Raw genomic sequence first — 26,075 nt, 5'->3', positions numbered from 1 at the left:
CGGGGGGCTGCAGCACACGTGCTGCAGCCCCCCGCCAGCGCTCAGAAGCGGAACCGCGACACCGAATCCTGCAGCTGGGCTGCCAGCGCCTCCAGGTGGCGTGCAGCCTCCACGGTCTGATCGACGGTGCGGCCGTTGTCCTGGGCCATGCCGGCGATCTCGCTGATGCTGGAAGTCACCGACTGGCTCGATACCCGCTGCGAACCGGTGGCCTGCGCGATGTGGTCCAGCCCGTCCACGACCTCTACGACCAGCACATTGGCCGAATCGAGCACCTGGCTCACCGTTTCAGCTACTGCGCGGCTCGACTCGATGTGATGCAGGCCATCCTCGATCGAACCCTGAACGGAATCCGAGCGGCTGCTGATCTCGCGCGTCAAGGCATCGATCTCGCCTGCCGAGCGCGCGGATTTCTCTGCCAGCTTGCGGACTTCGTCGGCCACCACGGCAAAGCCACGGCCCTGCTCGCCTGCCCGCGCCGCTTCGATCGCCGCATTGAGTGCAAGCAGGTTGGTCTGCTCGGCAATGTCCCGCACTTCGCTCGTCATGCGCGAGATCGCCTGCGTCGAGCCAACAAAGTCGCTCACCGCATCGGCCATCTGCTTGACGGTGGCTTCGACCTGGCCCACCTCGCCGACAAGTCGCCGCAGGCTCTCCTGCCCTTCCCGAGCGCGCTGCAAGCTGTCATGCGAACGCGCACGCACGGCCTCGGTGCGCTCGGCAATGCTGGAGATGTTGCCCATCATGGCGTCGACGGTCTCCGCCGCGTTTGCCGATGTGGCGCGCTGGCGTTGCGAGCCCTGGGCAACTGCAGTGGCGCTTCCGGCCAGCTGCCCGGCCGCGTTGGTGACTGCCGAGGCCGACTGCGCGACCTGGCGTACCAGTGCGGCCAGGGTTGCCAGCATTTCATTGAAGGTGAGCGCGGTGCGCCCGATCTCGTCGTGGCCACCCACTTCCAGGCGCCGGGTCAGGTCACCACCGCCTTGCGCAATCTGTGCCAGGCCTTCATTGAGGTGAGACAGCGGACGACTGACGAAGCGACGGATGAACAGATAGACGAAACCGATCAGCGGCAAGGAGACGAGGAAGGCAAACACGATGCTCTGGTTGCGAAAATCGATCACCGCCGCATTGGCCTTGTCGAGCGAAATCCGCATCGACACCGCACCGAGCGGTGTGCGATCGGCGACCTGGTGACATGCGATGCAATCCTTTCCCAGCCAGTCGCGCAAGGCGAGAGACGGGATCACCACACGCAGATGCTCGCCATGCTCGGCATTGTGCTCGACCCGCATCGTGGTCCGGCCCTCGGCCAGGGCCAGGCGTTCGTCGGCATCGCCACCGACCGTCGGCAAGCCGCCGTCGCCGAAGACCTTGCTCACTGCCTCACCACGGATCACCTTGAGGTCGCGCACGACGCTGAGTTCCTTGATCTGGTCAAGGAACACGTCGCGTTGACCGACCGTACCCGTGATCATCATGCCGGTGAGGCCGGCCATGGTCATCTCATTGATGCTGCCGGCAAAGTCCTTGGCCTGCTCGATCGCCATGTTGCGGTTGACCCGTGTCTCCCACGCGATCATCCCACCCCAGGCCACGACCAGCATGAGCCAGATCACCAGGGTGAGGCGAAGCCAGATCGGTGTATCAGCCAGACGGCGCATCATTCATCTCCTTGTCCGCAGGGACATATCCCTTGCTTGCTGTTTCTTGCTTATAGACTGCTTATTACGACGCCGTCGCGGCAGGCTTTAACACTACGCACGCGATTGCCTCCGCTCATACGAGCGGAATATCATCGCTTGTCGATATGCGATGTGCTGAACCAATCCGCAAGGCGCACTGTCGCAAGGCGGTCAGTCAGCAACCCACATGCCCGCTGTGCCGCTGCCGACACGCATTACCCTTCCCACAACGCTAAGAGGTCGTCAATGAAGAAATCCATCCTGTTCGGCGTCATCGCCCTGTCCGTTGCAGCCACCGCTTCCGCTCAGGTCAAGCCGGAAGACCAGATCAAGTTCCGCCAGGCCGGCTACAGCTTCATGAGCTGGAACATGGGCAAGATCAAGGCCAACGTTGAAGGCGAGTTCAACGCGCAGCAGGTGCAGGCCGCTGCCAACGCCATCGCAGCCATCGCGGGTTCGGGCATGGGCGCACTGTACGGCCCGGGCACCGACAAGGACATCGGCGACCGCAAGACGCGCGCCAAGCCCGAACTGTTCCAGAACATGGAAGATGTCGGCAAGCTGGCGATGGATTTCAACGCCGCTGCAGCGAACCTGGCACAGGCTGCCGCCAGCGGTGACAAGGCCGCGGTGCAGAAGGCCTTCGGCGAAACGGGCGCCACCTGCAAGGCCTGTCACGACAAGTACCGCGCCGACTGACCCGGCACGGTACTTGTCCTCCAACGACAAAGCCACCCAAGGGTGGCTTTGTCGTTCTCTACGCCAGGCAAGGGACGACCTTACCAGGCGGGTACCGGAGGCGGTGGCGGTGGCGCAATGAAGCTGCCCGTCGCCGCGTAAAGCACGGCAGCCGTGATCGCCAACGCAAGCAGCAAAGCCACGATGCCGCCACCCTGCGCGGCTTGGGCATCGGCCTCATCGACCTCCTTGTCGCCGGTGATCATCGGCTTGACCAGGTTGTCCTTCTTGAACACGGCATAGAACAGCACTGCCCCCACGTGCAGCGCGACGAGGACGATGATCGGCCAGTAGTTCTGCCGGTGCAGGCCGCTCAACCAATCGCTGGTATCGCCGCTCACCAGCGCGCGCAAGGGGCCGGAAAAAGCGATGTCATCGTTGGCAAACAGCCCGGTGACCGCCTGGTAACTCATCACGCCGAGCAGGGCGAGCACCGACAGGGCGCCGAGCGGGTTGTGACCAAGCCCGCTCCAGTGACCGCGCAGGTGCGCCCACAGATGAGCGGGGCCCGGGACGAAGTCCGCAAAGCGGGCATAGGTGGAGCCGATGAAGCCCCACACCAGGCGAAAGGTTAGCAGCCCCAGGATGGCAATGCCGACGCGGCCGTGCCACTGGATGAAGCTGCCGCCGAGTTGGCCGGTAACGTAGGCCGCAACCACGAGGACGGCCAGCAGCCAGTGGAACAATCGGGTGGGCAGGTCCCAGACGCGGACTTTACGTGTCGTCATGTGTGTGTCGTTCCATGATCAAAATGCGTGGTGTTGCGAAGAAGGCTGCGCGCCGCAAGATCGTCTGCCCGAGCACAGACCCGGCGTCGGCGCGCGGGTTCCGGCGCACAGGACATCATCCAGCCTTGCGCTGCGCCAGGAACTCGCGCAGATGGCGCCCGGTGTGCGACTCCGGCGTCGCCATCGCCACCTCGGGCGGGCCTTCGGCCACCACCCGGCCGCCGCCATCGCCGCCCTCCGGGCCGAGGTCGATCAGCCAGTCGGCCTCGGCCATGACGTCGAGGTCATGCTCGATCACCAGCACCGTATGGCCAGCATCGGTCAGGCGGTGCAGCACCCGGATCAGCTTGTCGACGTCGGCCATGTGCAGGCCCACCGTCGGCTCGTCCAGCACATACAGGCTGTGCTTGTCGGCCGGCAGCGGCACACCACCCGTGTCTTCGGAGTCACCCGGGCGGCGGCGCACCTTGGCCAGTTCGGTCACCAGCTTGATGCGCTGCGCCTCGCCGCCCGACAGCGTCGGGCTGGGCTGGCCCAGGGTCAGGTAGCCAAGGCCGACGTCCTGCAGCAGCTGCAGCGGGTGGGCGATCGCGGGATGGGCGGAGAAGAAATCCACCGCCTCGTCCACCGGCATCGCCAGCACCTCGGCGACGGTCCTGTCCTTCCAGCGCACCGACAAGGTCTCGGGATTGAAGCGTGCGCCGCCGCAGCCCTCGCAGGGCGTCTTCACATCGGGGAGGAAGCTCATCTCGACGGTGGTCTGGCCGGCGCCATCGCAGACCGGGCAGCGCCCGGCGCCGGTGTTGAAGGAAAAGCGCGAAGCGTTCCAGCCGCGGGTGCGGGCGTCGAAAGTGTCGGCGAAGAGCTTGCGGATCGCGTCCCAGAAGCCGACGTAGGTCGCCGGGCAGGAGCGCGGGGTCTTGCCGATCGGGGTCTGGTCGACCTCCAGCACACGGCCGACCTGTTGCCAGCCATGGACGCCCTTGCAGCCGATCAGGGCCTGGTCGACCTCTTCGGGCTGTGCCTTGCCGCGGCGGCGGGCACGGGTGGCCTCGGGGTCTCCAAGGCGGGTGCGCAGGTTGGCGTGGATGACGTCGCGTGCCAGGCTGGACTTGCCCGAGCCGGACACGCCCGTCACCACCGTCAGGCGCGCGAGCGGAATGCGCACCGTCACGTTGCGTAGGTTGTGCAGGCTGGCGCCTTCGATGCGGATCGCCGCATGGTCGTCGGGCACCGCGCGGCGCGGCCGCAGCGGGTGCTGCAGCGGGTGGCGGAAGCATGCGCCGGTGGCGGATTCGGGCGCGGCCAGCAGGTCGTCGATGCCGCCTTCGGCCACCACCCGGCCGCCGCGCACCCCGGCGCCGGGGCCGAGGTCGATGACGTGGTCGGCGCGGCGGATGGTGTCCTCGTCGTGCTCGACCACCAGCAGGGTGTTACCGCGGTCGCGCAGCGCCTCCAGGGTGTCGAGCAGCAGGCGGTTGTCGCGCGGATGCAGGCCGATCGTCGGCTCGTCGAGGATGTAGCACACCCCGCGCAGGTTGGAACCGAGCTGCGCCGCCAGGCGGATGCGCTGCGCTTCGCCTCCGGACAGCGTGGGCGCGGCACGGTCGAGCGCCAGGTAGCCCAAGCCGACGTGCTGCAGGAAGGCCAGCCGCCCACGGATCTCGCTGACGAGGTCGCGGGCGATGTCGGTTTCGCGCTCGTTCAGCGCCAGATCGGTGAAGAAGCCGGCAGCCTTGTCCACCGGCTGCGCCGCGAGCTGGTGCAGGCCGAGCTCGCGGAAGCGCACTGCACGCGCCACCGGATTGAGGCGCGCGCCGTCACAGGCGGGGCAGGGCTCGTCGCTGACGATGACCTCTTCCGCATCGCCCAGGTCGAGCGCGTCCGGGTCCTCGATGCGCGCTGCGGTCTTCAGCCCGGTGCCGTAGCACTTGGGGCACCAGCCGTGCTTGGCGTTGTACGAGAACAGGCGTGGATCGGGCTCGGGGAAGCCGGTGCCGCAGCTCGGGCAGGCGCGAAGGGTAGAGAAGGTGATCGGCGCCGCACCGAGCTTACCGATCTCGAGCACCTTGATCACACCTTTGCCGATCTCCAGCGCCTGGCGGACGAATTCTCGCAGCGTGGCCTCGTGCTCGGGCTGCACCACCACCATGCCGGTCGGCAGCTCGATGTTGTGTTCCTTGTAGCGGTCCAGCCGTGGCCACTTGGCGGTGGGCAGGTATTCGCCATCGACGCGCAGCTGCGTGTGGCCCTTGCTCCGCGCCCACTTGGCGAGGTCGGTGTACAGGCCCTTGCGGTTGACGACCAGCGGCGCCAGCACTTCGACCGAGGCGCCGCGCAGTTCGCGCTGGATCTGGGCGACGATGGCCTCGAAGCTCTGCGGCGTCACCGGCACGTTGCAATCGGGGCAGAACTGCGTGCCCAGCTTCACGTACATCAGGCGCAGGAAGGGGTGGATCTCGGTCAGCGTCGCCACCGTGCTCTTGCGCCCGCCGCGGCTGGTGCGCTGCTCGATCGCCACCGTGGGCGGGATGCCGAACAGGCCATCGACGTCGGGCCGGCTGGCCGGCTGCACGAACTGGCGCGCGTAGGCGTTGAGCGATTCCAGGTAGCGCCGCTGGCCCTCGCCGAAGACGATGTCGAAGGCCAGTGTGGATTTGCCCGAGCCGGACAGGCCGGTGATCACGGTGAACTGGTCACGCGGGATCTGCAGGCTGACGTTCTTGAGGTTGTGCTCGCGGGCGTGGCGGATCTCTATCGCCGGCGCGGCAATCGGGCGGTAATCCACCCGCGGTTCGGCAGCGACGAGGGATCGCTTCCCCCCTGTAGGAGCGGCGCCAGCCGCGAGCGGTTCTTCCGTCTGGAGATGCGCCAAACCCTCGCGGCTGGCGCCGCTCCTACAAAGGGGCGCTTCACCGCTGCGGGTGCGGGTGCGGGTGCGGGCCAGGGCCTCGGCATAATCGCGCAGTGCGGCGCCGGTGTGCGAATCTGCATGCGCGCGCACGAACTCCGGCGGGCCTTCCACGACGACCGCGCCGCCACCTTCGCCACCTTCCGGGCCGAGGTCGATGATCCAGTCCGCGGCAGCGATCACGTCCAGGTTGTGTTCGATGACGATGAGTGAATGCCCCGCCTGCAGCAGCTTGTCGAAGGCGCCGAGCAGCTTGGCCACATCCTCGAAGTGAAGTCCTGTGGTGGGTTCATCGAACAGGAAGAGCAACCCGGGGTCGCGATCTTCCCCACGCTTTTCCCCAAAGTTATCCACAGGCCTGGATTTGCGTACAGCTTTCTTCTGCGCTGCCTCGGCGAGGTGGCCGGCGAGCTTGAGGCGCTGCGCCTCGCCGCCGGAAAGCGTCGGCACGGGCTGGCCGAGGCGCAGGTAGTCGAGGCCGACGTCGGCCAGCGGCGCGAGCGCGGCGAGCACCTTGGGGTGCTCGCGGAACACGTCCAGCGCCTCATGTACCGTAAGTTCGAGCACATCAGCAACGGACATTTCTTTCCATTTCAATTCAAGCACTTCCGGCCTGTAACGCTTGCCGTCGCAGTCGGGGCAGCGCAGCCAGACGTCGGACAGGAACTGCATCTCGACGTGCTCGAAACCCGAACCAGTACAGGTCGGACAGCGGCCATGGCCGGCATTGAAGCTGAAGGTGCCAGGCGTGTAGCCACGCTGTTTCGCCTCCGGCAGGGCGGCGAACAGGGCGCGGATCGGGTCCCACGCGCCGACATAGCTCACCGGATTGGAGCGCGAACTCTTGCCGATCGGCGATTGGTCCACCATGACCACGCCGCGCAAGTTATCCACATTGTCGAGACGGTCGAAGATCCCGGGTGATTCGACCGCCTCGCCGAAGTGTTTCGCCAGCGCTGGAAACAGCACGTCCTGGATCAACGTCGACTTGCCCGAGCCGGAGACGCCGGTCAGGCAAGTGAGACGCTGCAAGGGGAAGCCGACACGAAGATCACGCAGGTTGTGCTGACGCGCTCCGACCAGCGTCAGCCGCGGGGTGGCGTCATCGACCCGACGCGGCGGGCGATCGACGTCGATGCGCTTCTTCCCCGCCAGCCAGGGGCCGGTCACCGAGTCCGGATTTGCAGCAATCTCGGCCGGCGTGCCGCGCGCGACAATGTTGCCGCCGCGCTCGCCCGGGCCTGGGCCGATCTCCAGCAACTCGTCGGCGGCGACCATCACCTGAGGGTCGTGCTCGACCACCACCAGTGTATTGCCGGCGTCGCGCAGCCGCGTCATCACGCCGAGGATGCGGCCGATGTCGCGCGGGTGCAGCCCGATCGAAGGCTCGTCGAGCACGAACAGGGTGTTCACCAGCGAGGTGCCGAGCGCGGTGGTGAGGTTGATGCGCTGCACCTCGCCGCCCGATAAGGTGCGCGACTGGCGGTCCAGGGTCAGGTAGCCGAGGCCGACGTCGGTGAGGTAATTCAGCCGGCTGCGGATCTCGCCGAGCACCAGTTCGGTGGCCTCGTCAGGGACGCCCGGGATGCGCAGCGCCGCCACCGCCTCGCGGATGCGATCGACCGGCATCGCCATCAGTTCGTGGATCGCCAGCCCGGTCGCCGCGCCCCCTGTAGGGGCGCTGGTCGGCAGGCGCCAGAGCAGGGCGTCGGGTTTCAAGCGCGCGCCGTGGCAGGCCGGGCACTCCGTATAGCTGCGGTAACGCGACAGCAGCACACGGATGTGCATCTTGTAGGCCTTGGTCTCCAGCCAGTCGAAGAAGTGGCGCACGCCATACCAGTAGCGCGGCCACGAGCTGTCCCAGTTCTTCCACTTCGGGTCGCCTTCGAACAACCACTGGCGATGCTCCGGTGGCAGGTCGCGCACCGGGATGTCCATCGCCACACCATACTTCTTCGCCATCTTCTCGAGGTCGGCCTGGCACTCGCGGTAGCTCTCGGTCTGCCACGGCTTCACCGCGCCTTCGGCCAGGGTCTTCGACTCGTCGGGCACCACCAGACCGAAATCCACCCCGATCACCCGCCCGAAGCCGCGGCAGGTCTCGCAGGCGCCGATCGGCGAGTTGAACGAGAACAGACCGGGCGTGGCCTCGGAATAGTGGATGTCGCAGTCCGCGCAATGCAGGCCGGAGGAATAGCGCCACACCGCCTCGCCCGGTGTCCCCGTCCCATTCGGTGTCCCGGATTTGACGCCCTCACCCGACGCATACACCGACAACCGGCCATGGCCGCGCGCCAGCGCCGTCTCCAGCGCCTCGGCCAGGCGAGCATCCTCGGCATTCGACGCGCGGAAGCGGTCCTGCACCACCTGCAGGACGTCGTTGCTCTCGGCGCCACCCGCGGCGATGCGTTCCTGGATGCGGGTGTAGCCCTGCGCATTGAGCAGGCCGGTCACCTCCGTCTCGCTGAAGTTGGACGGGACCGTCACCGGAAAACACACCACCAGCCGGGGATCACCTTCCGCCGCCGCGCGCGCGCGCAGCTCCGCAGCAATGCTGTCGGCCGAATCGCGCCGCACCGGCTTGCCGCAGCAACGACAGTGCAGGTGCGCGGCGCGCGCATACAGCAGTTTGAAGTGGTCGGTGAGCTCGGTCATCGTGCCCACGGTCGAACGCGAGGTCCGCACCGGGTTGGTCTGGTCGATCGCGATCGCCGGCGGTACACCCTCGATGCGATCCACCTGTGGCTTGTCCATGCGGTCGAGAAACTGGCGCGCATAGGGCGAGAAGGTCTCGACGTAGCGCCGCTGGCCCTCGGCGTACAGCGTGTCGAACACCAGCGAGGACTTGCCCGAGCCAGACACGCCGGTGACCACCGTCAGGCGATTGAGCGGCAGGTCCAGCGAGAGGTTGCGCAGGTTGTTCTGACGCGCGCCACGGATGCGGATGGCGGCTGCGATCGAAGCGGGAGCGTCGACAGGGGTGTAGCGGGGTGCGGAGGCGGACATGAGTGCGGGGCGAAGGCGTGAGCCGCCATTTTAGTCGGCGGAGGTTCGTCTCGGACTCATGGAGCAGGGAGAAAGGTTCCCGCGGGATGACAGCGACGCGATAGCCCGATACCTCTACGAGACCTCCTCGGCACTCATGCCCAGGACGCTGGGGCTACTTTGGGCCAGCAAATGCAATGTTATATTATTGCATTTGCTGTAGTTTGATCGCCCTAACCTGCCCAGAGAATCCGCATGACCGCCGCGCTCCCGAACCTGGTGACCAGCTGTGCTGCAATCGGCGACGACGCCTTCGGCCTGACTCGCATCTTCGATCCAGCGATTCAGCTCGCCGTTTGGCGCAGGACCCCCGATCCGACGATCGGCAACTGGCTCGAGCGCAATGCGGGCGCACTCGGATGCGGCTTCCGGCAGCTGATCACCCCTGGCCAAACCCCTGTTCTCGACACACTGCCAACGGGCAGCGGGCGTGATGCGCTGGCGGACGATCTCGCCCAACTCGCCGAGATGCTTGCCGAACTGCTCGATGCTCCGGCCATCGGCGTGCGCCTGGAGGTCATCCACAAGGCGATGTGTCCGCGCCTGCACGTCGATCGGGTCGGCGTGCGCATGCTATGCACCTACCGCGGCCCCGGCACCGAGTGGGTCGAGGAACAGTCGATCGACCGCAGCCGCCTTGGCGCTGCATCTGCCGGACTTGCAGACACGCACTCTGGAGTGCTGCGTCCGGACCACTGCATCGAGTCCATTCCGCTTTATGCCGCTGCCCTGCTCAAGGGCAGCCTCTGGCAGGACAACACCGGGCGCGGAATCGTCCACCGCTCGCCCGCCGTGTCCAGCCCGCCTCGCGTGCTGGCTGCATTCGATGCGGCTTGGTGAGCCGGACTCACTGACTACAATCAATATCGATTATCATTAACAAAAGAACTGACTGGGTACCGATCACCTGGGCCGCAGCATGGTCGCCCGTCTCGCCCATGCCGGGCAGCTGTCCTTGGGGTTGGCCGCGCTCAGCGTGCTCAGTGCCGCCATCCCCGGCGTCCTTCTCGGTATCGTCGCAGCCTGGCGCGGCGGCTGGCTGGAGCGGGCCTGCAGAATGGCGAACGGGTGGAGTCCGGCGCATGTACCCAGGTCCTGAGTAAGCCACACCCCCCTAAACGCAAGCCCTGGTCGCCGCCCAGCCCGAGCGTTGGGCGCCAGGCTGCTTGAACGGCCGCCCGGCGGCGTCTCCGGAGGCGAGTTGCAGCGTGTTGCGCTTGCCCGCGCGCTGCTCCTCGAACCGTCACTGATCTTCGCCGACGAACCGACCTCCCGACTCGACCTGCTGACCCAGCAGCAGACCCTCGAGGTGCTGCTGAGAAGCGCTGAAGCGCGACAAAGCGCGGTGCTGCTGGTTACCCACGACCGCCATCTGGCGCGCTGGTTCAGCCCTGCACAGGTCATCCTCGATACCAGGTCGAACCCCGACACGACCGCCGACTCATCGCACGGAAGCAACCACTCGGTGCGCTCCCTGCCAGCCGGCGTGCCCCCGCTCAGCGCGGCGCTTCGGACTCCACAGGCCGCGCAACATCGCGCTCCTCGACGGGCGCCGGCTGCTGTTCGGTAACGGCATCTACGTCGCTATCCTCGCCATCGGCAGCAGTCCCGGAGCGCTGCCGCACGCTGTCGATCGCACCCTTGCCAGCCTCCTTGAGGCGCTGCGCAGCATCTCGCGTGGCGTCGGCAATGCGCTGCGCCGCCTGCTCGGCAGCCTCCTTGGCATCGCGCACCATCGGCTCAGTGCCGGCCGCGGCCTCGGCACCCTTGCGCAGCTTGTCCTCGGTGGACTCGACCACGGCCTGGGCCGCCGCGGCGCCGGCTTCGCCAAGCTTCTTCGCCGCCTCTCCCGCCTTGGCAGCCGCCTCACGTGCAGCTTCGACGGCTTCACGCCCAGCCTCCCGCGCGTCTGGCCTGGACTGATCCGCAACCGCAGCTGGCTCGACCGCCTCAGGGGCCTTGGAAGCCTCAGGTGCGACAGGTTCCGGGGCACAGCCCAACAGCAGGCTCATACCGAGGACGGACAGGAGGGGACGCATTACGCTCATGGTGTTCGCAGGACAAGGATGGACAGTGAAGGGTGCATCGATGAGGTTACGCATTCCGACACGGAAGACAACGCGCAAATTGCACACTGCAACATCCGGAAAGCAAAATGGGCCCTTGCGGGCCCATTTTGATGAAGCGATGAAACGCGCTTACTTGACGCGGTTCTTGTACTCGTCGGTACGGGTGTCGATCTCGATCTTGTCGCCGATCTCGACGAAGGCAGGCACCGGCAACTCGAAACCGGTACCGATCTTGGCCGGCTTCATGACCTTGCCCGAGGTGTCGCCCTTGACGGCGGGTTCGGTATAGACGACCTCGCGCACCACGCTGTTGGGGAGCTCGACCGAAATCGCCTTGCCGTTGTAGAACACCACCTCGCACTGCAGGCCGTCCTCGAGATACTTGAGGGCGTCGGTCATGTTCTCGGCCTCGACTTCGTACTGCTCGTAGTCGGCGTCCATGAACACGTACATCGGGTCGGCAAAGTAGGAGTAGGTGACTTCCTTGCGGTCGAGTACGACCACCTCGAACTTGTCGTCAGCCTTGTAAACCGACTCCGACGGCGCGCCGGTGAGCAGGTTCTTGAGCTTCATCTTGACGACTGCGGCGTTGCGGCCGGACTTGTTGTATTCGGCCTTCTGCACCACCAGCGGGTCGCTGCCGACCATGATGACGTTGCCCGAGCGGAGTTCCTGAGCGGTTTTCATGCTGTTTCCTGAATTGTTCGACGCGGCGCGCGGCCGCATGTCCTTGAAAAAATTAGCCCGCGATTTTACCTCGCGGCGCTGCGGATGTGGAAACAGAATTTTGTCAAGCGGCTGGCGAGATCCGCTGTCGATGCCAGCCGATCGCTCCAGCACCGCGCATGTCCTGCGATCACGGGCAGGGCCTGCTCCAGTGCGTGCCAGGCTTGGCCAGGCGCGATGTCGTCAGCCCCGTTCCAGGCCCGCCAGAAGTCTCCGAGGGCAGCGGCTGCACCTTCTTCCAAGCCATGACAGTAACGCGCCAGGAAGGCCTCGAGCTTCACGAGGTGGGCGTCATCCTGCTGTGCATAGATCTGCCACACCAGCGGCACTGCAGCCCATTGGGCGCGTACGAATGAGTCCTCGCCGCGAACGAAGTTCAGCGCACAGCTCCATAGCAAGGCGTCGTAACCCGCCTGGTCAGTGAATGGCAGCACACATGTCGTGAGCCGGCCGCGCTCGATACGCTGCCCGGCGTGCAGCGTATCGAGCCCAAGGCCGGCGGCCACATTGCCAAGGATGCGCGACTCCGGCACCAGCAGGGCGACCGGGCGCGTGCCCTGTTGCCAGGCCTCGAGCAGGCCGGGCAGGGCAGCTTGCTCGTAGGCGAACAGCGAGATCCATAGCGTGTCATCCGCAAGGCTGCCCAATCCACGCTCGGCGCGCCATGCCGCCATACCCGCAGGATCGGACCTGAAACGCTCACGGCGGCCGATCAGGCCGGTCTCTCTCGGCAGGCCGCCGCTTGCCTCGTCGAAACCAGGGAAGAAGAAGTGCTTTACCAGAGGCAGGCGGGGATGCGGCGAAGCAAGGCCGTGACATCCCGCAACCCAGTCTTCGGCCGACAGATACTCGAGGTTGATCCATACCGGGCGCTCGGCGAGTTTCGCCATCGCCTGCAGATGAACTTCGGGCAGCTCACAGGCAAACGCCTCGATGACGATCTCGCCAGGCACGACGTCCGGGAAAGGCCGCACCCAGTGGCGGAACACCACCCCATCCACTTCGACTCCGCGCCCGGGATCGGCTGCGGCCGCAGCCGCAGCCGGGCAGAGCCGGCCGAGCACGGCCCAATCATCCACCCATAAACGAACCCGCTTGCCGTCGCGATCGGCAAGATCGCGCGCAAGACGCAGACAAACGCCGATATCCCCAAAGTTATCCACAACCTGACAGAAGATCTCCCACTTTGGCCGCTCGTGCTGCAATCTCACATCCATGCGCTGAACAATCCTGAGGGTAAGAAGAGGCGTGCTTGTGAACAACCGGGGCAAAAGGAAAACAAGCAGAATCGATGAACAATGAAGCCACAGGCCATACAAGCATTTCTCAACGCTTTGTTAGACCGGCAACACCCTTGCTGTGCTTGGCACCCGCCGATTTATCCACAGATTTCGCTCTACTGTTAACTTCTTTATTATTTAAATCAATATAAAAACAAAAGAACAAACCTACACCCTGCCAGCAGCAACCGTGCAAGTCCCGGCCTCCGGAAATCCATCCAGTTGGAGTGCATGCAGACCTCGCACCATCCTGCGGTTAGAATCGGGAACGATTCAGCCAAGGCAGGTACCCAGCACGGTTTCGCCGTTCTGGAGGCAATACAAGAGGATCCGACATTGATCAAACGAATCGCCATTCCGCTCCTGATCGGCCTGCTCTGCTCGGGTGCCCAGGCTGCCGGTAGCGGTATAAAGCCAAGCGCGGACGCGCTGCATGCGGAGGACGGGCTGCTCGATACCAGCCGTCACCACGTCAGGGGTCTCTCACTGTGGCTGGGCGAAACCGTCAACGACTGGTTTGGTGACCGGCCATTCGAGGACGGTGGCAAAGTCACACACGGCCGCCTGGGCCTGCGCACGCTATGGCGCCAGGACAATGGCTGGGATACGGGGGTACGCTTCCGTGCGCGCTTCGAATTGCCCAACCTCAAGGACCGCGCCTATCTGTTCATCGGTCGCCAGAACGAACGCGAGCTGATCACCGACCAGTCCGAGACCTTCACGCGCGAGCAACAGCTGCTGCTGGAGCGCCGGCGAGACGACCAGACGGGCTTTGCCGGATTGGGCGTGGCACTGCGCAAGAACCTGGATTTTCGGGTCGGTGTGCGTGGCAGCCTGAAAGCCTACGCGCAGGCGCGTTACCGCAAGCAGTGGGCGCTGAGCGATGCCGACAGGATCGAGTTCCGCGAGACCGTGTTCTGGACCACGCGCGACAAGTTTGGCTCCACCACTTCGCTTGATTACGAACACGCCTTCAACCCCAGGTTGTCGCTGCACTGGAACAACTCGGCGACGATCTCTCAGATCACCGACGACTTTGCCTGGGGTAGCGCACTCGGCCTGTTCCGCAGCTTCGGTGACGACAGGATGCTTTCCGGCGAACTGCTCGTGACCGGCGAGACCGGCAAGCGGGAGAACATCGGCGAATACGGCGCACGCATGAAGTGGGTACAGCCGGTCTATCGCGACTGGCTGATCGGCGAGTTCCTGGTCGGCCATTTCTGGCCGCAACGCGAAGAGCGCGAGCGCGAGCGCTCGTGGGCGGCGGGCGTCAACCTCGAGATGCGTTTCTGATCCGGCATTGCACGCGGATCACATGGATTCGGCAGCGGCCCGGATCGTCTTCGTGACGCCCCGGGCCGCGATCCTTCAGGCATAGTCGGCGAGCTGCGCGAGGTCGGCTGCTTCCAGCCAGCGCCACTGCCCGGGCGCCAGCGCCGCGTCCAGGTCCAGGCCGCCGACCCGGCTGCGGTGCAAGGCTTCGACCCTGTTGCCGGCAGCGCCGATCATGCGCTTGACCTGATGGTACTTGCCTTCGCAGATCGTCAGCCGCAGCGTGGTCGGGCTGGTGAGTTCACAGGCGGCAGCAGCAATGGGAGCGGGTTCATCGTGGAGTTCGACGCCGGCCAGCAGCTGCACGACAAAGTCCTCGCCCACCGCGTGCTTGAGCGTCACCTCATAGACCTTGGGCGTGCGCTTCTTGCCCGAGCTCCACTGGTGGATGAACTGGCCGTCGTCCGACAGCAGCAGCAAGCCCGTGGTGTCCTGGTCCAGCCGGCCCACGCACTGCACGCCGCGCGTCAGCAGCTGCGGTGGCAGCAGAGTGAAGATCGAGGGGTGGAAGGTCGGCTTGTGCGAGCATTCGTAACCGGCCGGCTTGTGCAGCACGACGTAGGCCTGGGCGCGGAAGCGCCACGGCGCCTCACCCACACAGAACTCGAGTCCGGGCGAACCGTCCTGGCTGCCGGGGTCGAAGTCGGCCTGCGGGTCTTCACACGGGGTGCCGGCGACACTGACTAGACCGGCGCGGATGAGGGCGCGGCATTCCTTGCGGCTGCCGAAGCCTTGGGCATGGAGTAGGCGTTCGAGTTGCATGGCGCGCATGGTATCCCGGCTCGGGGCGCGAGCGGGTAAACTCCCGGCTTGCCCGCGCGATGTAATCGGGCGCCCGGGAGAAGCCTGTGAAGTTCGAACACCTGATCGAGGTCAACGACCTCAACAACCCCCTGCAGGACCCGCTCACGCGCGAAGCGCTGTGGTTCGGCCTGCTGTGCCGTGCCGAGGATGCGCGTGCCTTCCTGCCCGGGCTGGAAGCCTGCCGTATCGTCGAGCGCCGCGACGACATGCTCGTGCGTGATCTCGACTTCGGCGCGGTCGTCATCCGCGACCGCGTTACCTTCGAGACCCTGCAGTGGATCTGCTTCGAGTCCGAGGCCACTGCGGACCATGCCGGCGGCAGCCTCACCATCAGCATCGAGGAGCCCCAGCCCGGCGCGCTCTTCCTGCGTTTCCGCTACCAGACCACCCTGCCCGAAGGCGGTGAGGACGCACGCTACGCCGAATTCGTACGTGCGGCCTACCACCGCTCCGACGTCGATACCGTGCGCGTCATCCGCATGATCGCCGAGTCGGGCGGCCTGGAGCAGTAGCCGAACCACGGCTGCACGCAGACCTCACTTCCATCCGCTTCCGCCATGGCCATGCGCCGTGGCCGGAGCGGGTACTCGATTGCATCTCATCAACAGGAAACATCCTCATGTGGTTCAAGAACCTGCAGATCTATCGCCTGCCTGCCGGCTGGGACATCGGCCTCGAGCGTCTCGAAGCGCAGCTTGCCAAGAAGCCCTTCCACCCCTGCGGCAGCCAGGACATGGAAAGCCGCGGCTGGCTGTCGCCGCTCGGCAACGAAGTCCTCGTGCATGCCGTGGGCGGGCAATGGCTGGTCTGCCTGGGCTTCGAGCATCGCCTGCTGCCTTCGGCCGTGGTCAAGCAGGAGGCCGATGAGCGCGCAGAGGAACTGGCCGAGCAGCAGGGCTACAAGCTCGGCCGCAAGCAACTGAAGGAACTGCGCGAGCAGATCACCCAGGAACTGTTGCCGCGCGCATTCACCCGCCGCCGCCGCATGTATGCCTGGATCGACCCGGTCAATGGCTGGCTGGTCATCGATGCGGCCAGCCAGAGCAAGGCCGAAGACATGCTCGAGCAACTGCGCCACACCCTCGACAGCTTCCCGCTCACGCTCCTGCGCACCGAGCTCTCGCCGATGTCGGCGATGGCGGACTGGCTGGCGGGCGGCGAAGCCCCCGAGGGGTTCACGATCGACCAGGATTGCGAACTGCGCTCGGTGAGCGAGGACAAGGCCGCAGTGCGCTATGTGCGCCACACCCTAGAGGGAGACGAGGTCAAGGGCCACCTCGAAGCCGGCAAGCTGCCGACCCGGCTTGCACTGACCTTCGATGACCGCGTCAGCTTCGTGCTCACCGAGAAGCTGGAGATCAAGCGCGTGGATTTCCTGGACATCGTACGCGACCAGGTCGATGGCGATGCTGACGATGCCGAGGCCTTGTTCAACGCCGAGTTCGCACTCATGACGGGTGAGCTCGTGCATCTGCTGCCTGCAGTCGTGCGTGCCCTGGGCGGCGAACTCGCGAACATGGCGGTCGAATCCCAGGTCGATTCCTCCCTCGCTCCTGCTCCGTCCCCGGCGGCCGTGACGGCAGACGATCCTCCGTTCTGAGTCTTGCCCGGGACGATTCATGAAGGCGCTTCCAGGCTGAGGCTCCGGTTTGCGTGAGTTGGGCATGGTTCCTGCTGCTGCAGCTTGAAGGCGAGCGCTGACGCGTTCCTGGAGCAGCAGGAGCAACAGGGCTCGGGCCACAGGCAAGCTGGAACTCAGTTTTGGAGCAAATTCATGAAATCGATACAAGGGCGGATCGCCGCCCTCGGCAGCGCTTGCCTGTTGGGCACGGCGATCAGTCTGGTGATCTACGGTGTCGTTTCAGAGCGCAATACGCGCGAACTGGTCTCATCGCGCGTTGGCGATCTGATCCAGGAAAACACTGCCGAAAGCCTCAAGAATCTGGCCTGGGCACACGCAGGCGTCATTCAAAGCAAGTTCGACCTCGCGCTGGACGCCGCGCGGACCATGGCGCATGTCTTCGAGGTGGGCAAGAAGGCCGGCACTCTGGATCGTGACGGTATCAACGCCGTCCTGTACCACGTCCTCGTCAACAACCCTGAGTTCAACGGCACCTACTCGAACTGGGAGCCTGACGCGCTCGATGGCCTGGATACCATGTTCCGTACCGGCGAGGACGGCAACAATCGCCAGACCGGGCGTTTCACGCCGTACTGGAACCGTGGCCAGGACGGTCGGATCGCCGTCCAGCCCCTGGTCGAATACGACACCATGGACCGCCATCCGAACGGCGTGCTCAAGGGCGGCTGGTACATCGGACCGCGCGAGAACCACCGTGAAAGCGTACTCGATCCTTTCCCCTACATCGTGCAGGGCAAGTCGGTCTGGCTGACGACGCTATCGGTCCCGATCATGGTCGACCAGCGCTTCATGGGCGTTGCGGGTACCGACTACAACCTCGACTTTGTGCAGAAACTCGCCGAGCAGGCGGATCGCGAACTCTTCGGCGGGCAGGGCGAAGTCACGATCATCAGCAATGTCGGCCTTGTCGTTGCCGACAGCGAACACCCGGATCGCATCGGCCAGGCCTTCGCGCGCAGCAATGCAGACGACGCCGGGCTGCTCAAGGACGTCAAGGAAGGCCGTGCAAGGGGCTGGATCGACGAACGCGGCGGCACCATGAGCGCCATTGCACCGATCGTGCTCGGGCGCACTGAGCGGCCCTGGGCGGTGCTGGTGACGGTGCCGCAGGAGGTAGTGCTCGCCAAGGCCCAGCAGCTCGATCAGGAGATCCAGCAACGTGGCGAATCGAGCACGATCTGGCAGATCATGGTCGGGCTGGTCGTCACCGTGGTGGCAACCACATTGCTCTGGTTCGTCGCCGGCAGCATCGCGCGCCCGATCCGCGCCGCCGCCGATTTTGCCCGAGCAGTGCTGGCGGGTGATTTCTCGCGCCGATTCAGGCATGAATCCAAGGACGAAGTCGGACAACTGGCGACAGCGCTCGACGAGATGTCGCAGAGCTTGCTCGCCAAGGCCAGGCTTGCGGAACAGATCAGTGAAGGCAATCTCGACCTCAATGTCCCCTTGGCCTCCGAGCGCGACCAGCTGGGCTTGGCCTTGCGACAGATGCTCAATGGCCTCAATAACCTGGTATTCGAGTTGCAGGGAGGATCCGAGCGGATCAACGGCAATGCAGGAAAGGTGGCTGGTCTCAGCAAGACCCTGTCCGAAGGAGCGGCTCGCTCGGCCGCATCGATAACCGAGATCGCAGGCTCGATCGGGCAGATGAGCGAGCAGATCAAGCTCAATGCGCAGAATGCGACGCAGGCCGAGCGCTACTCTCAGGAATCCCAGGCTGCCGCGCGCGCAGGCAGCGAGCACATGGCCGAGATGACCGGGGCCATGAGTGAGATTCGTGCAGCGGGGGAGCGCATCAACGACATCATCAATGCCATCAACGAGATCACCATGCAGACCAATCTGCTGGCCCTCAACGCGGCAATCGAGGCGGCGCGGGCTGGCGAGCAGGGGCGTGGCTTCGCAGTGGTCGCCGACGAGGTCCGCAAGCTCGCGTCGCGCAGTTCCGAAGCCGCTGGCCAGGCTGCAACACTGATCGGGGAGTCGGCTGCCAAGACCGAGCGCGGTATCGAGATCGCCGCCCGCACCGCAGCAACGCTCAACGATATCGTGCTCAGTGCAGAACGCGTTTCTGGACTGATCTCCCGTATTGCCGGCGCGTCGCAGCAGCAGTCATCGTCGATTGACGAGGTCAACGTGGGCTTGGGGCAGATCGATGGTGTCACGCGGCGTACCAACGACAACGCCGGCGACTGCAGTGGTGCGGCTGGTGAGTTGCTGCAACAGGCCGAGAATCTCAAGAGCCTGGTTGGTCGTTTCCGAAGCAGGCAACAGGTCTGATTCGTTTGCAGCCGGTCTTCAAGGGCTTATGGAGGATACGGATGTTGGTGTACACAGTTTTTAAATATAAATAAAGACTGTAAACATAGTGTACCGACGTTTTCTGTTGATAAGCCACTTTTCAACTTAATAAACAATGGCTTGAAGTATGTAGAAGAAGGTGCACAGACGCTCGGTGAAGCTAGGACGGTTTGTTGATGAAAAACGCCCGAACGATGACAGCCATCGTTATCCACAATCCGCGCCAGTGCCTGTGCACAGTTTGTTCACTCACCGAGGTTTGATTCCGCTCATTGTGTGTGGCCGTGCAAGGTGCAGAATCAGGTTCTTGCAGAACCGAACAAACCCTGAGGATCAGACATGAAGCTCAAGCACTTGAAGATGGGGCGCTCCCTGGCGATGGCTCTCGCGTTATCGACGATGTCGGCCGGCGCGATGGCGCAGAACTTCGTCACCAGCAAGGCAGAGGTCGAGCAGTTGTTGAGTGGAGCGACCTTCATCGGCGTCTATCTGCGTACCGAATCGGCCTACACACTCAAGTTCGGAACCGATGGCACGCTTACCGACACCACCGGTGCCAAGGCGCGCTGGTGGGTCGACGATGAGGCTCGCTACTGCCGCGAATGGCTGGATGGCAAGCTCAAGGGCAACACCGGGTGCATGAACGTGGAGCTCGAGGACGGCCAGGTCGCGCTGTATTCCGAGGGCAAGAAGGTGGTCGAGGGCATCATCGCCGGCAACTAAGGCCATGCGGCTGCTGATAGCCTATTCGACGGTGGATGGCCATACGCTCGAGATCTGCGAGCGCATCGCGGACATCGCGCGTGCGGCTGCCCACACGCCGGAGGTGGTCGAGATCGGGTCGGTGTCGGCGACGCAGGTGGCGACTTGCGACTGCGTCGTGATCGGTGCCAGCATCCGCTATGGCGCCCACCGTCCCGCAGTGAAGACCTTCATCGAGCGCTATCGAACCGAGCTCGAGGGGCGGCCGAATGCCTTCTTCTCGGTCAATGCGGTGGCGCGCAAGCCGCACAAGCGCGATGCAGACACCAACCCCTATGTGCGCAAGTTCCTGCGCCAGATCGGCTGGAAGCCGCAACGGGTAGCGGTGTTCGGCGGCAAGATCGAGTATCCGCGCTATGGGGTATTCGACCGCAGCCTGATTCGCCTGATCATGTGGATGACCGGCGGGCCGACCGACCCGCGCTCGGTCACCGACTTCACAGACTGGGCGCAGGTCGAGAGCTTCGCGCGTAAGCTCATCGCCTGATGGGGTGGCAGGCTTGGCCTGCCACCTTGCGGCGGTTGCTTCAGCCCAGCACTTCGCCGTGCTCGCGCGTGGCGTGGAACATCACCTTGGACCACTTCTCGGCGGTCACTTCCAGGTTGTAGCGGCTGGTGGCGAGGTACACCGGGTTGCCGTCGATGTCCTTGCCCAGGCGTAGCGCCTGCTCGCGCTCGAAGTTGCGACGGGTGACGTCGTCGGGGAAAGTCAGCCAGCGCGCGGTGTGGATGTCGGCGGGCTCGAAGATCGCATCGACCTTGTACTCGTCCTTCAGACGCTGGGCGACGATCTCGAACTGCAGCACGCCGACCGCGCCGAGCAGCATCTGGCCGCCTTCGAGTTCGAAGACCTGGATCGCACCCTCCTCGCCCAGCTCCTGCAGGCCCTTCTGCAGCTGCTTGGACTTGAGCGGATCGCGCAGGCGGGCCGCACGGAACATTTCCGGGGAAAAGTACGGAATACCCTTGAAGCCGAGGTTCTCGCCTTCGGTCAGGGTGTCGCCGATCTGCAGCTGGCCGTGGTTGTGGATGCCGACGATGTCGCCGGCCACGCCGTCCTCCATGATCACACGCTCGTTGGCCATGAAGGTGAGCACGTTGGCGAGCTTCATGTCGCGCCCTGCGCGCACGTGCTTGACCTTCATGCCGGCGCTGTAGCGGCCGGAGCAGATGCGGAAGAAGGCGATGCGGTCGCGGTGTTTCGGATCCATGTTGGCCTGGATCTTGAATACGAAGCCGGTGAAGGCGGGCTCGGCCGGCTGCACCATGCGCGTGCCACCATCGCGCGCCTGCGGCGGCGGCGCCCAGTCGATCAGCGACTGCAGGATCTCCTGCACGCCGAAGTTGTTGATGCCCGAGCCGAAGAACACCGGGCTCTGCTTGCCGGCAAGGAAGTCGTCGAGATCGAAGGGCGGCGAGGCGCCGTCGATCAGCTCGACGTCCTCGCGCAACTGGCCGACCTCGAGCGGGAAGCGCTTGTCGAGTTCGGGATTGTCCAGGCCCTTGATGATCTCGCCGTCACTGCGGCGCTCTTCGCCTGGGGTGAAGGTCAGCACCTGTTGCTGCAGCAGGTGATACACGCCGCGGAAGGCCTTGCCCATGCCAAGCGGCCAGGTCACCGGCGCGCAGGTGATCTTGAGCACGTCCTCGATCTCGGCGAGCAGCTCGAAGGGCTCGCGCACTTCGCGGTCGAGCTTATTTACGAAGGTGATGATCGGCGTGTTGCGCAGGCGGCACACGTTGAGCAGCTTGATCGTCTGCGCCTCGACGCCCTTGGCGGCGTCGATCACCATCACCGCGGCGTCCACCGCGGTGAGCACGCGGTAGGTGTCTTCCGAGAAGTCCTCGTGGCCCGGGGTGTCGAGCAGGTTGATGGTATGGCCCTGGTACTCGAACTGCATCACCGAGCTGGTCACCGAGATGCCGCGCTGCTTCTCCACCTCCATCCAGTCTGATGTGGCGTGGCGGGCGGACTTGCGCGCCTTCACCGTGCCGGCGAGCTGGATGGCGCCGCCGAACAGCAGCAGCTTCTCGGTCAGCGTGGTCTTGCCCGCGTCGGGGTGGGAAATGATGGCGAAGGTGCGGCGCTTTTCGACATCGCGCAGCAGCTCGGGCGGGTAAGGGGTGGTGGTCATCGTGGCTCGTCGGCGAAAAGAAAACCGCCTGCGCGCGATGAGCGAGGCGGGACAAGCGCAATTCTACCAAGCAATCAGGAGCTTCCGACGCAGATGGAGTGCCGCCAGCCGCGAGGGGTCGAAGGCCGATCACGCTGGGGGTGCCGTCCCAGAAGCTCGCGACTTGCGTCGCTCCTACAAGGGCTTATGGGCCGCGCGGCTTTCCGTGTAGGAGCGGCGCCAGCCGCGAGGGGTCGAAGGCGATCACGCTGAGGGTGCCGCCCCAGAAGCTCGCGACTTGCGTCGCTCCTACAGGGGCTTATGGGCCGCGCGGCTTTCCACGTGGGAGCGGCGCCAGCCGCGAGGGGGCGAGGGAGATCAAGCACAGGTGGGCGAACCACGATGGCCCGCCCTCGTCCTTCAGCGCTGCTTGCCGACCTGATCGCCGATCACGCCGCCAATCGCGGCACCACCGACCGTGCCGAGGATGCCACCGTCGGTGACCACCGCACCGGCGACACCGCCCACACCTGCACCGATCACGGCGCTCTTCTCGCGTGAGGACATGCCATCCCAGGTTGCACAGCCGGTTGCGGCGATGGTGATCAGTACAGCGGGAATGAGGGTTCGCATCTTCATGATTGCCTCCTTTGCGTTGTTGGAGAACAGCACGGCGTTTGGCGGAATGCTGTTTCATGCGAGCAGTATGAACAGCCGCAGCGCGTGAAATTCCCGAGCAGCGTTTCAATTTGTTTCCCGCGGTGGCAGCGGGACGCGTGCTGGAATGGGCTCCGATACGCATGTCTGGCGGGATCTCGGCTCATCGCCGGATGGCTTCGCGGTGCATCGGCCTGGAATACATTCCGATTCATGTCTGCGTCCCAGGCAAGTGTGTTGATCCGACTTGAGGCGATCGATCGCTACTTGTCTGTCCCCGCGCTGCGCGGCAGCATGTGGTGCTCATCAGTTGCCGGCCTGTAGCCATGTTCCTGCTCGATGCGTCACTTGCGCAGTCCATCGTCGATCGCGCGATGCAGATCCTGCGCACCAACGTCAATGTGATGGACGAGCGCGGCCTCATCATCGCCAGCGGCGACCGCACGCGAATCGGTACCCGCCACGATGGCGCCTTGCTCGTGCTCGCCCAGGCGCGCACGATCGAGATCGACGAGGCCATGGCGAGCCGCTTGCAGGACGCACGGGCAGGCATCAACCTGCCCTTGCGCGCAGAGGGCAGAGTCGTCGGTGTGGTTGGCCTGAGCGGTGACCCGGCGGCAATGCGCGAGCATGCCGAGCTGGTGCGCATGGCGGCCGAGACCATGCTCGAGCAGGCGCAGTGGCTGCAGACGCTCGCGCGTGACGAGCGCTTGCGCGACGAACTCGTGCTGCAACTGATCGGTGTCGCACCCGCTGCGGCAGGCCTGGAGGTGTGGGCACATCAGCTCCGCATCGACCTTGCGCAGCCGCGGGCGGCAATACTTGTCGAGCTGGCCGACGAAGCGCTCGATGCGGATGGCTTGCTCGCCTGTCAGCAGCGGCTTCGCCGTGTGTTGGCATCGGCCGTGCCCGGGCTGTTGTGTGCGGCCGTCTCGTTGCGCGAACTGGCCGTGCTGTGGCCGCAGGCGGACGTCATCCGGCAGCCCGACGGGTTACGCGCGCTGCTCGATAAGCTACAGCTGCGCCTGGTGGATGTGGCTGGCGGTCCCGTGCGCCTCGCCCTCGGTGGCCATTTTGGCGGTAGCGAGGGCTTGGCGCGCGCCTGGCAATCTGCGCGCGCCACTCTTCAGGCAGGTCGACGCCACCGTCCGCAGGACGTCGTACTGTGCTACGACGAGCTCACACTGCCCGTCCTGCTTTCCGGCCTGGGCGAGGGCTGGCGCGCGGAGGAACTGCAGCGACCCCTGCGCAGGCTGGCCGAACATGACCGCGAAGGCCAGCTGCGGCGCACGCTCGCGACCTGGTTCGCCCACGACATGAAGGCAGTACCGAGTGCGGCAGCGCTGCATGTGCATCGAAACACGCTCGATTACCGCCTGCGCAAGGTTGGCGAGCTCACTGGGCTAGACCTCTCGCGCCTTGGCGATTGCCTGCTGCTGTTCATCGGCCTCGAACTCGATCGAAGCCTGAGTTTGTAATTAATCACAATTTATACTCTTATGAGACCGTTTTTATTGTGATTTAAGTGGAGGCGAGGGTGTGTGAAAGCCACTAAGCTCTCTGTCAGCGGACATCCAGGCCGCAGTGACCGGAGACAGCCCATGAACAAGATCGTCATTGCCCCCGATTCGTACAAGGAGAGCCTTTCGGCGCTGGAAGTGGCGCACGCCGTCGAGGCGGGCTTCCGCCAGGTTTTTCCCGATGCCGAGTACGTTCTGGTGCCGGTGGCCGACGGCGGTGAGGGTACGGTCGATGCCATGGTCGCCGCGACCGATGGGCGCCGCGAGAAGGTCACCGTCACGGGGCCGCTTGGTGATCGCGTCGAAGCCTTTTACGGCCTTACCGGCGATGGCGACACCGCTGTGATCGAGATGGCCGCGGCCAGCGGCCTCGCCCTGGTGCCTCCGGCACGTCGTGATCCGCGCCTCACCACCTCGCGCGGCACCGGGGAGCTGATCCGCGCAGCGCTCGACGCCGGCGCGCGCCGCTTCATCCTTGGCATCGGCGGCAGTGCCACCAACGACGGTGGTGCGGGCATGGTGCAGGCGCTTGGCGCCCGCTTGCTCGATGCGCAGGGGCGGGACATCGGCGCTGGCGGCGGTGCGCTCGCCGCGCTCGCGCGCATCGACGTCTCCGCACTCGACCCCCGCCTGGCCGAGTGCCGCATCGAGGTTGCGTGCGACGTGGATAACCCGCTCACCGGTGCACGCGGTGCCTCGGCGGTGTTCGGCCCGCAGAAGGGCGCCACGCCAGCGATGGTGCAGACCCTGGACGCCAACCTCGCCCACCTGGCCCGCATCGTCGAGCGCGACCTCGGCGTGGCGGTCGATAGCGTGCCTGGCGCGGGCGCAGCCGGTGGCACTGGGGCGGCGATGCTGGCCTTTTTCGGCGCCAGCCTGAAGCCCGGCATCGAGATCGTCACTGCCGCAGTGGATCTCGATGCCCATGTGCGCGATGCCGATCTGGTGATCACAGGCGAAGGCCGCATCGACTTCCAGACGGTCCATGGCAAGACCCCGATCGGGGTCGCTCGTGTCGCCAAGCGCCACGGCAAGCCGGTGATCGGCATCGCCGGTTCGCTCGGTGCCAATGTCGGAGTGGTCCACGCACACGGCATCGATGCCGTGTTCAGCGTGCTCAGCAGGCCATGCACGCTGGATGAGGCGCTCGGTGAAGCCGCCGCCAACGTCGAGCTGACAGCGCGTAACGTGGCGGCAGTGCTGCGCCTGGGCGCCCTTGCCCAGTCCTGAACATGAACCTGCCTGATTCACTGGAGAACACGATGCACGCTGACCCCCTGCTGACCAAGGACCACCCATTGCGCGAGGACATCCGCCTGCTCGGGCGTGTCCTGGGCGACACCGTGCGCGAGCAGGAGGGCGATGCGACCTTCGACTGCATCGAACAGATCCGCCAGAACTCGGTGCGCTTTCGCCGCGACGACGACATTGCGGCCCGGCGCGAGCTCGAGGACATCCTCGATGCGCTGTCGCGCGACCAGACGATCCAGGTCGTGCGCGCCTTCAGCTACTTCTCGCACCTGGCCAACATCGCCGAGGACCAGCACCACATCCGGCGCTCGCGCGCGCACCTGGTGGCGGGCTCGGCCCCGCGCGAGGGCAGCCTGCCGCACGCGCTGCAGGCGGTGTTCGACAGCGGCGTGACCGATGCTGCAGGTCTGGTCGCGTTCTTCGACGGTGCGCTGGTGTCGCCGGTGCTCACCGCCCACCCCACCGAGGTGCAACGAAAGAGCATCCTCAACTGCGAGACCGTGATCGCGC

The 26,075-nt window shown here is 65.2% G+C and carries 21 protein-coding genes; 12 read left to right on the top strand and 9 right to left on the bottom strand.

The features are described from left to right. Positions 1-41: 41 nt before the first annotated feature. Entirely contained in the window at positions 42-1,667 is a 1,626-nt protein-coding gene (locus C662_RS17540) for a methyl-accepting chemotaxis protein (protein WP_002932210.1), read from the bottom strand. 264 nt (positions 1,668-1,931) lie between these two features. Here C662_RS17540 and C662_RS17535 point away from each other — a divergent pair, with 264 nt between their 5' ends. Further along, positions 1,932-2,384, top strand: a complete 453-nt coding sequence (locus C662_RS17535) for a c-type cytochrome (protein WP_002932207.1) — start codon at positions 1,932-1,934, stop codon at positions 2,382-2,384. 80 nt (positions 2,385-2,464) lie between these two features. On the opposite strand, the gene C662_RS17530 is transcribed toward C662_RS17535, so the two are convergent. Together C662_RS17530 and uvrA are read right to left on the bottom strand one after the other, a co-directional pair. Next, a complete protein-coding gene (locus C662_RS17530) occupies positions 2,465-3,151 on the bottom strand; it encodes a cytochrome b/b6 domain-containing protein (RefSeq protein WP_002932194.1) in 687 nt (228 codons plus the stop codon). A gap of 115 nt (positions 3,152-3,266) precedes the next feature. Further along, positions 3,267-9,068, bottom strand: coding sequence for an excinuclease ABC subunit UvrA (uvrA, locus tag C662_RS17525; protein WP_002932191.1), 5,802 nt, complete (start codon positions 9,066-9,068; stop codon positions 3,267-3,269). A gap of 234 nt (positions 9,069-9,302) precedes the next feature. Between uvrA and C662_RS17520 the strand changes: the two genes are divergently transcribed. Next, positions 9,303-9,947, top strand: coding sequence for a DUF1826 domain-containing protein (locus tag C662_RS17520; protein WP_002932189.1), 645 nt, complete (start codon positions 9,303-9,305; stop codon positions 9,945-9,947). 310 nt (positions 9,948-10,257) lie between these two features. After that, the gene (locus C662_RS20105; RefSeq protein ID WP_083485779.1) at positions 10,258-10,677 is read left to right on the top strand and encodes an ATP-binding cassette domain-containing protein; all 420 of its coding nucleotides are present in this window, start codon (positions 10,258-10,260) and stop codon (positions 10,675-10,677) included. On the opposite strand, the gene C662_RS17510 is transcribed toward C662_RS20105, so the two are convergent. The 3 genes from C662_RS17510 to earP form a co-directional block, all read right to left on the bottom strand. Beyond that, complete coding sequence (locus C662_RS17510; RefSeq protein ID WP_232433304.1) at positions 10,604-11,155, bottom strand: hypothetical protein; 552 nt, start codon at positions 11,153-11,155, stop codon at positions 10,604-10,606. The two genes, C662_RS20105 and C662_RS17510, sit on opposite strands and share 74 nt — an antisense overlap. A 150-nt stretch (positions 11,156-11,305) precedes the next feature. Beyond that, a complete protein-coding gene (efp, locus tag C662_RS17505; RefSeq protein ID WP_002932183.1) occupies positions 11,306-11,863 on the bottom strand; it encodes an elongation factor P in 558 nt (185 codons plus the stop codon). A gap of 65 nt (positions 11,864-11,928) precedes the next feature. After that, positions 11,929-13,119: an elongation factor P maturation arginine rhamnosyltransferase EarP gene (earP, locus tag C662_RS17500; RefSeq protein WP_002932181.1), complete on the bottom strand. Its 1,191-nt coding sequence runs from the start codon at positions 13,117-13,119 to the stop codon at positions 11,929-11,931. A gap of 399 nt (positions 13,120-13,518) precedes the next feature. On the opposite strand from earP, the gene C662_RS17495 reads away from it, so the two are divergent. After that, positions 13,519-14,475 carry a hypothetical protein gene (locus C662_RS17495; protein WP_002932179.1) on the top strand — a complete coding sequence of 319 codons (957 nt, stop codon included), beginning with the start codon at positions 13,519-13,521 and terminating at the stop codon, positions 14,473-14,475. A gap of 75 nt (positions 14,476-14,550) precedes the next feature. Here C662_RS17495 and C662_RS17490 read toward each other — a convergent pair whose 3' ends face one another. Next, positions 14,551-15,285: a 16S rRNA pseudouridine(516) synthase gene (locus C662_RS17490; RefSeq protein WP_002932177.1), complete on the bottom strand. Its 735-nt coding sequence runs from the start codon at positions 15,283-15,285 to the stop codon at positions 14,551-14,553. Between the two features lie 77 nt (positions 15,286-15,362). Between C662_RS17490 and C662_RS17485 the strand changes: the two genes are divergently transcribed. The 5 genes from C662_RS17485 to hemG all read left to right on the top strand — a co-directional run bounded on the left by C662_RS17485 (position 15,363) and on the right by hemG (position 20,510). Then, entirely contained in the window at positions 15,363-15,830 is a 468-nt protein-coding gene (locus C662_RS17485; protein ID WP_002932175.1) for an SRPBCC family protein, read from the top strand. A 107-nt stretch (positions 15,831-15,937) separates the two neighbouring features. Further along, positions 15,938-16,918, top strand: a complete 981-nt coding sequence (locus C662_RS17480) for a recombination-associated protein RdgC (protein ID WP_002932174.1) — start codon at positions 15,938-15,940, stop codon at positions 16,916-16,918. A 174-nt stretch (positions 16,919-17,092) separates the two neighbouring features. After that, positions 17,093-19,240, top strand: a complete 2,148-nt coding sequence (locus tag C662_RS17475) for a methyl-accepting chemotaxis protein (RefSeq protein WP_002932171.1) — start codon at positions 17,093-17,095, stop codon at positions 19,238-19,240. A 360-nt stretch (positions 19,241-19,600) separates the two neighbouring features. After that, the gene (locus tag C662_RS17470) at positions 19,601-19,984 is read left to right on the top strand and encodes a hypothetical protein (RefSeq protein ID WP_002932170.1); all 384 of its coding nucleotides are present in this window, start codon (positions 19,601-19,603) and stop codon (positions 19,982-19,984) included. A gap of 4 nt (positions 19,985-19,988) precedes the next feature. After that, positions 19,989-20,510, top strand: coding sequence for a menaquinone-dependent protoporphyrinogen IX dehydrogenase (gene hemG / locus C662_RS17465; protein ID WP_002932164.1), 522 nt, complete (start codon positions 19,989-19,991; stop codon positions 20,508-20,510). A gap of 40 nt (positions 20,511-20,550) precedes the next feature. On the opposite strand, the gene C662_RS17460 is transcribed toward hemG, so the two are convergent. Together C662_RS17460 and C662_RS17455 are read right to left on the bottom strand one after the other, a co-directional pair. Then, entirely contained in the window at positions 20,551-22,158 is a 1,608-nt protein-coding gene (locus tag C662_RS17460) for a peptide chain release factor 3 (protein WP_002932161.1), read from the bottom strand. 399 nt (positions 22,159-22,557) lie between these two features. Then, positions 22,558-22,776, bottom strand: coding sequence for a glycine zipper 2TM domain-containing protein (locus tag C662_RS17455; protein WP_037983081.1), 219 nt, complete (start codon positions 22,774-22,776; stop codon positions 22,558-22,560). 344 nt (positions 22,777-23,120) lie between these two features. Here C662_RS17455 and C662_RS17450 point away from each other — a divergent pair, with 344 nt between their 5' ends. From C662_RS17450 to C662_RS17440, 3 genes are all read left to right on the top strand, one after another. After that, complete coding sequence (locus tag C662_RS17450; protein ID WP_002932150.1) at positions 23,121-24,272, top strand: sugar diacid recognition domain-containing protein; 1,152 nt, start codon at positions 23,121-23,123, stop codon at positions 24,270-24,272. A 123-nt stretch (positions 24,273-24,395) separates the two neighbouring features. Continuing rightward, positions 24,396-25,544, top strand: coding sequence for a glycerate kinase (locus tag C662_RS17445; protein WP_002932147.1), 1,149 nt, complete (start codon positions 24,396-24,398; stop codon positions 25,542-25,544). 32 nt (positions 25,545-25,576) lie between these two features. After that, on the top strand, positions 25,577-26,075 hold a 499-nt coding region (locus C662_RS17440; protein ID WP_002932145.1), incomplete at its 3' end, for a phosphoenolpyruvate carboxylase.

It is taken from the genome of Thauera sp. 28, assembly GCF_000310145.2.
Lineage (GTDB): Bacteria > Pseudomonadota > Gammaproteobacteria > Burkholderiales > Rhodocyclaceae > Thauera > Thauera mechernichensis.
The sequence above is the reverse complement of the archived record's forward strand: the minus strand, read 5'-3'. Positions and strand labels throughout refer to the sequence as shown.

Excerpts from the sequence above, each read along its gene's own strand:
- C662_RS17540 (WP_002932210.1), bottom strand. The coding sequence starts at position 1,667 with ATGATGCGCCGTCTGGCTGATACACCGATCTGGCTTCGCCTCACCCTG.
- C662_RS17535 (WP_002932207.1), top strand. The coding sequence starts at position 1,932 with ATGAAGAAATCCATCCTGTTCGGCGTCATCGCCCTGTCCGTTGCAGCC.
- C662_RS17530 (WP_002932194.1), bottom strand. The coding sequence starts at position 3,151 with ATGACGACACGTAAAGTCCGCGTCTGGGACCTGCCCACCCGATTGTTC.
- uvrA (WP_002932191.1), bottom strand. The coding sequence starts at position 9,068 with ATGTCCGCCTCCGCACCCCGCTACACCCCTGTCGACGCTCCCGCTTCG.
- C662_RS17520 (WP_002932189.1), top strand. The coding sequence starts at position 9,303 with ATGACCGCCGCGCTCCCGAACCTGGTGACCAGCTGTGCTGCAATCGGC.
- C662_RS17510 (WP_232433304.1), bottom strand. The coding sequence starts at position 11,155 with ATGAGCGTAATGCGTCCCCTCCTGTCCGTCCTCGGTATGAGCCTGCTG.
- efp (WP_002932183.1), bottom strand. The coding sequence starts at position 11,863 with ATGAAAACCGCTCAGGAACTCCGCTCGGGCAACGTCATCATGGTCGGC.
- earP (WP_002932181.1), bottom strand. The coding sequence starts at position 13,119 with ATGGATGTGAGATTGCAGCACGAGCGGCCAAAGTGGGAGATCTTCTGT.
- C662_RS17490 (WP_002932177.1), bottom strand. The coding sequence starts at position 15,285 with ATGCGCGCCATGCAACTCGAACGCCTACTCCATGCCCAAGGCTTCGGC.
- C662_RS17480 (WP_002932174.1), top strand. The coding sequence starts at position 15,938 with ATGTGGTTCAAGAACCTGCAGATCTATCGCCTGCCTGCCGGCTGGGAC.
- C662_RS17475 (WP_002932171.1), top strand. The coding sequence starts at position 17,093 with ATGAAATCGATACAAGGGCGGATCGCCGCCCTCGGCAGCGCTTGCCTG.
- C662_RS17470 (WP_002932170.1), top strand. The coding sequence starts at position 19,601 with ATGAAGCTCAAGCACTTGAAGATGGGGCGCTCCCTGGCGATGGCTCTC.
- hemG (WP_002932164.1), top strand. The coding sequence starts at position 19,989 with ATGCGGCTGCTGATAGCCTATTCGACGGTGGATGGCCATACGCTCGAG.
- C662_RS17460 (WP_002932161.1), bottom strand. The coding sequence starts at position 22,158 with ATGACCACCACCCCTTACCCGCCCGAGCTGCTGCGCGATGTCGAAAAG.
- C662_RS17455 (WP_037983081.1), bottom strand. The coding sequence starts at position 22,776 with ATGAAGATGCGAACCCTCATTCCCGCTGTACTGATCACCATCGCCGCA.
- C662_RS17450 (WP_002932150.1), top strand. The coding sequence starts at position 23,121 with ATGTTCCTGCTCGATGCGTCACTTGCGCAGTCCATCGTCGATCGCGCG.
- C662_RS17445 (WP_002932147.1), top strand. The coding sequence starts at position 24,396 with ATGAACAAGATCGTCATTGCCCCCGATTCGTACAAGGAGAGCCTTTCG.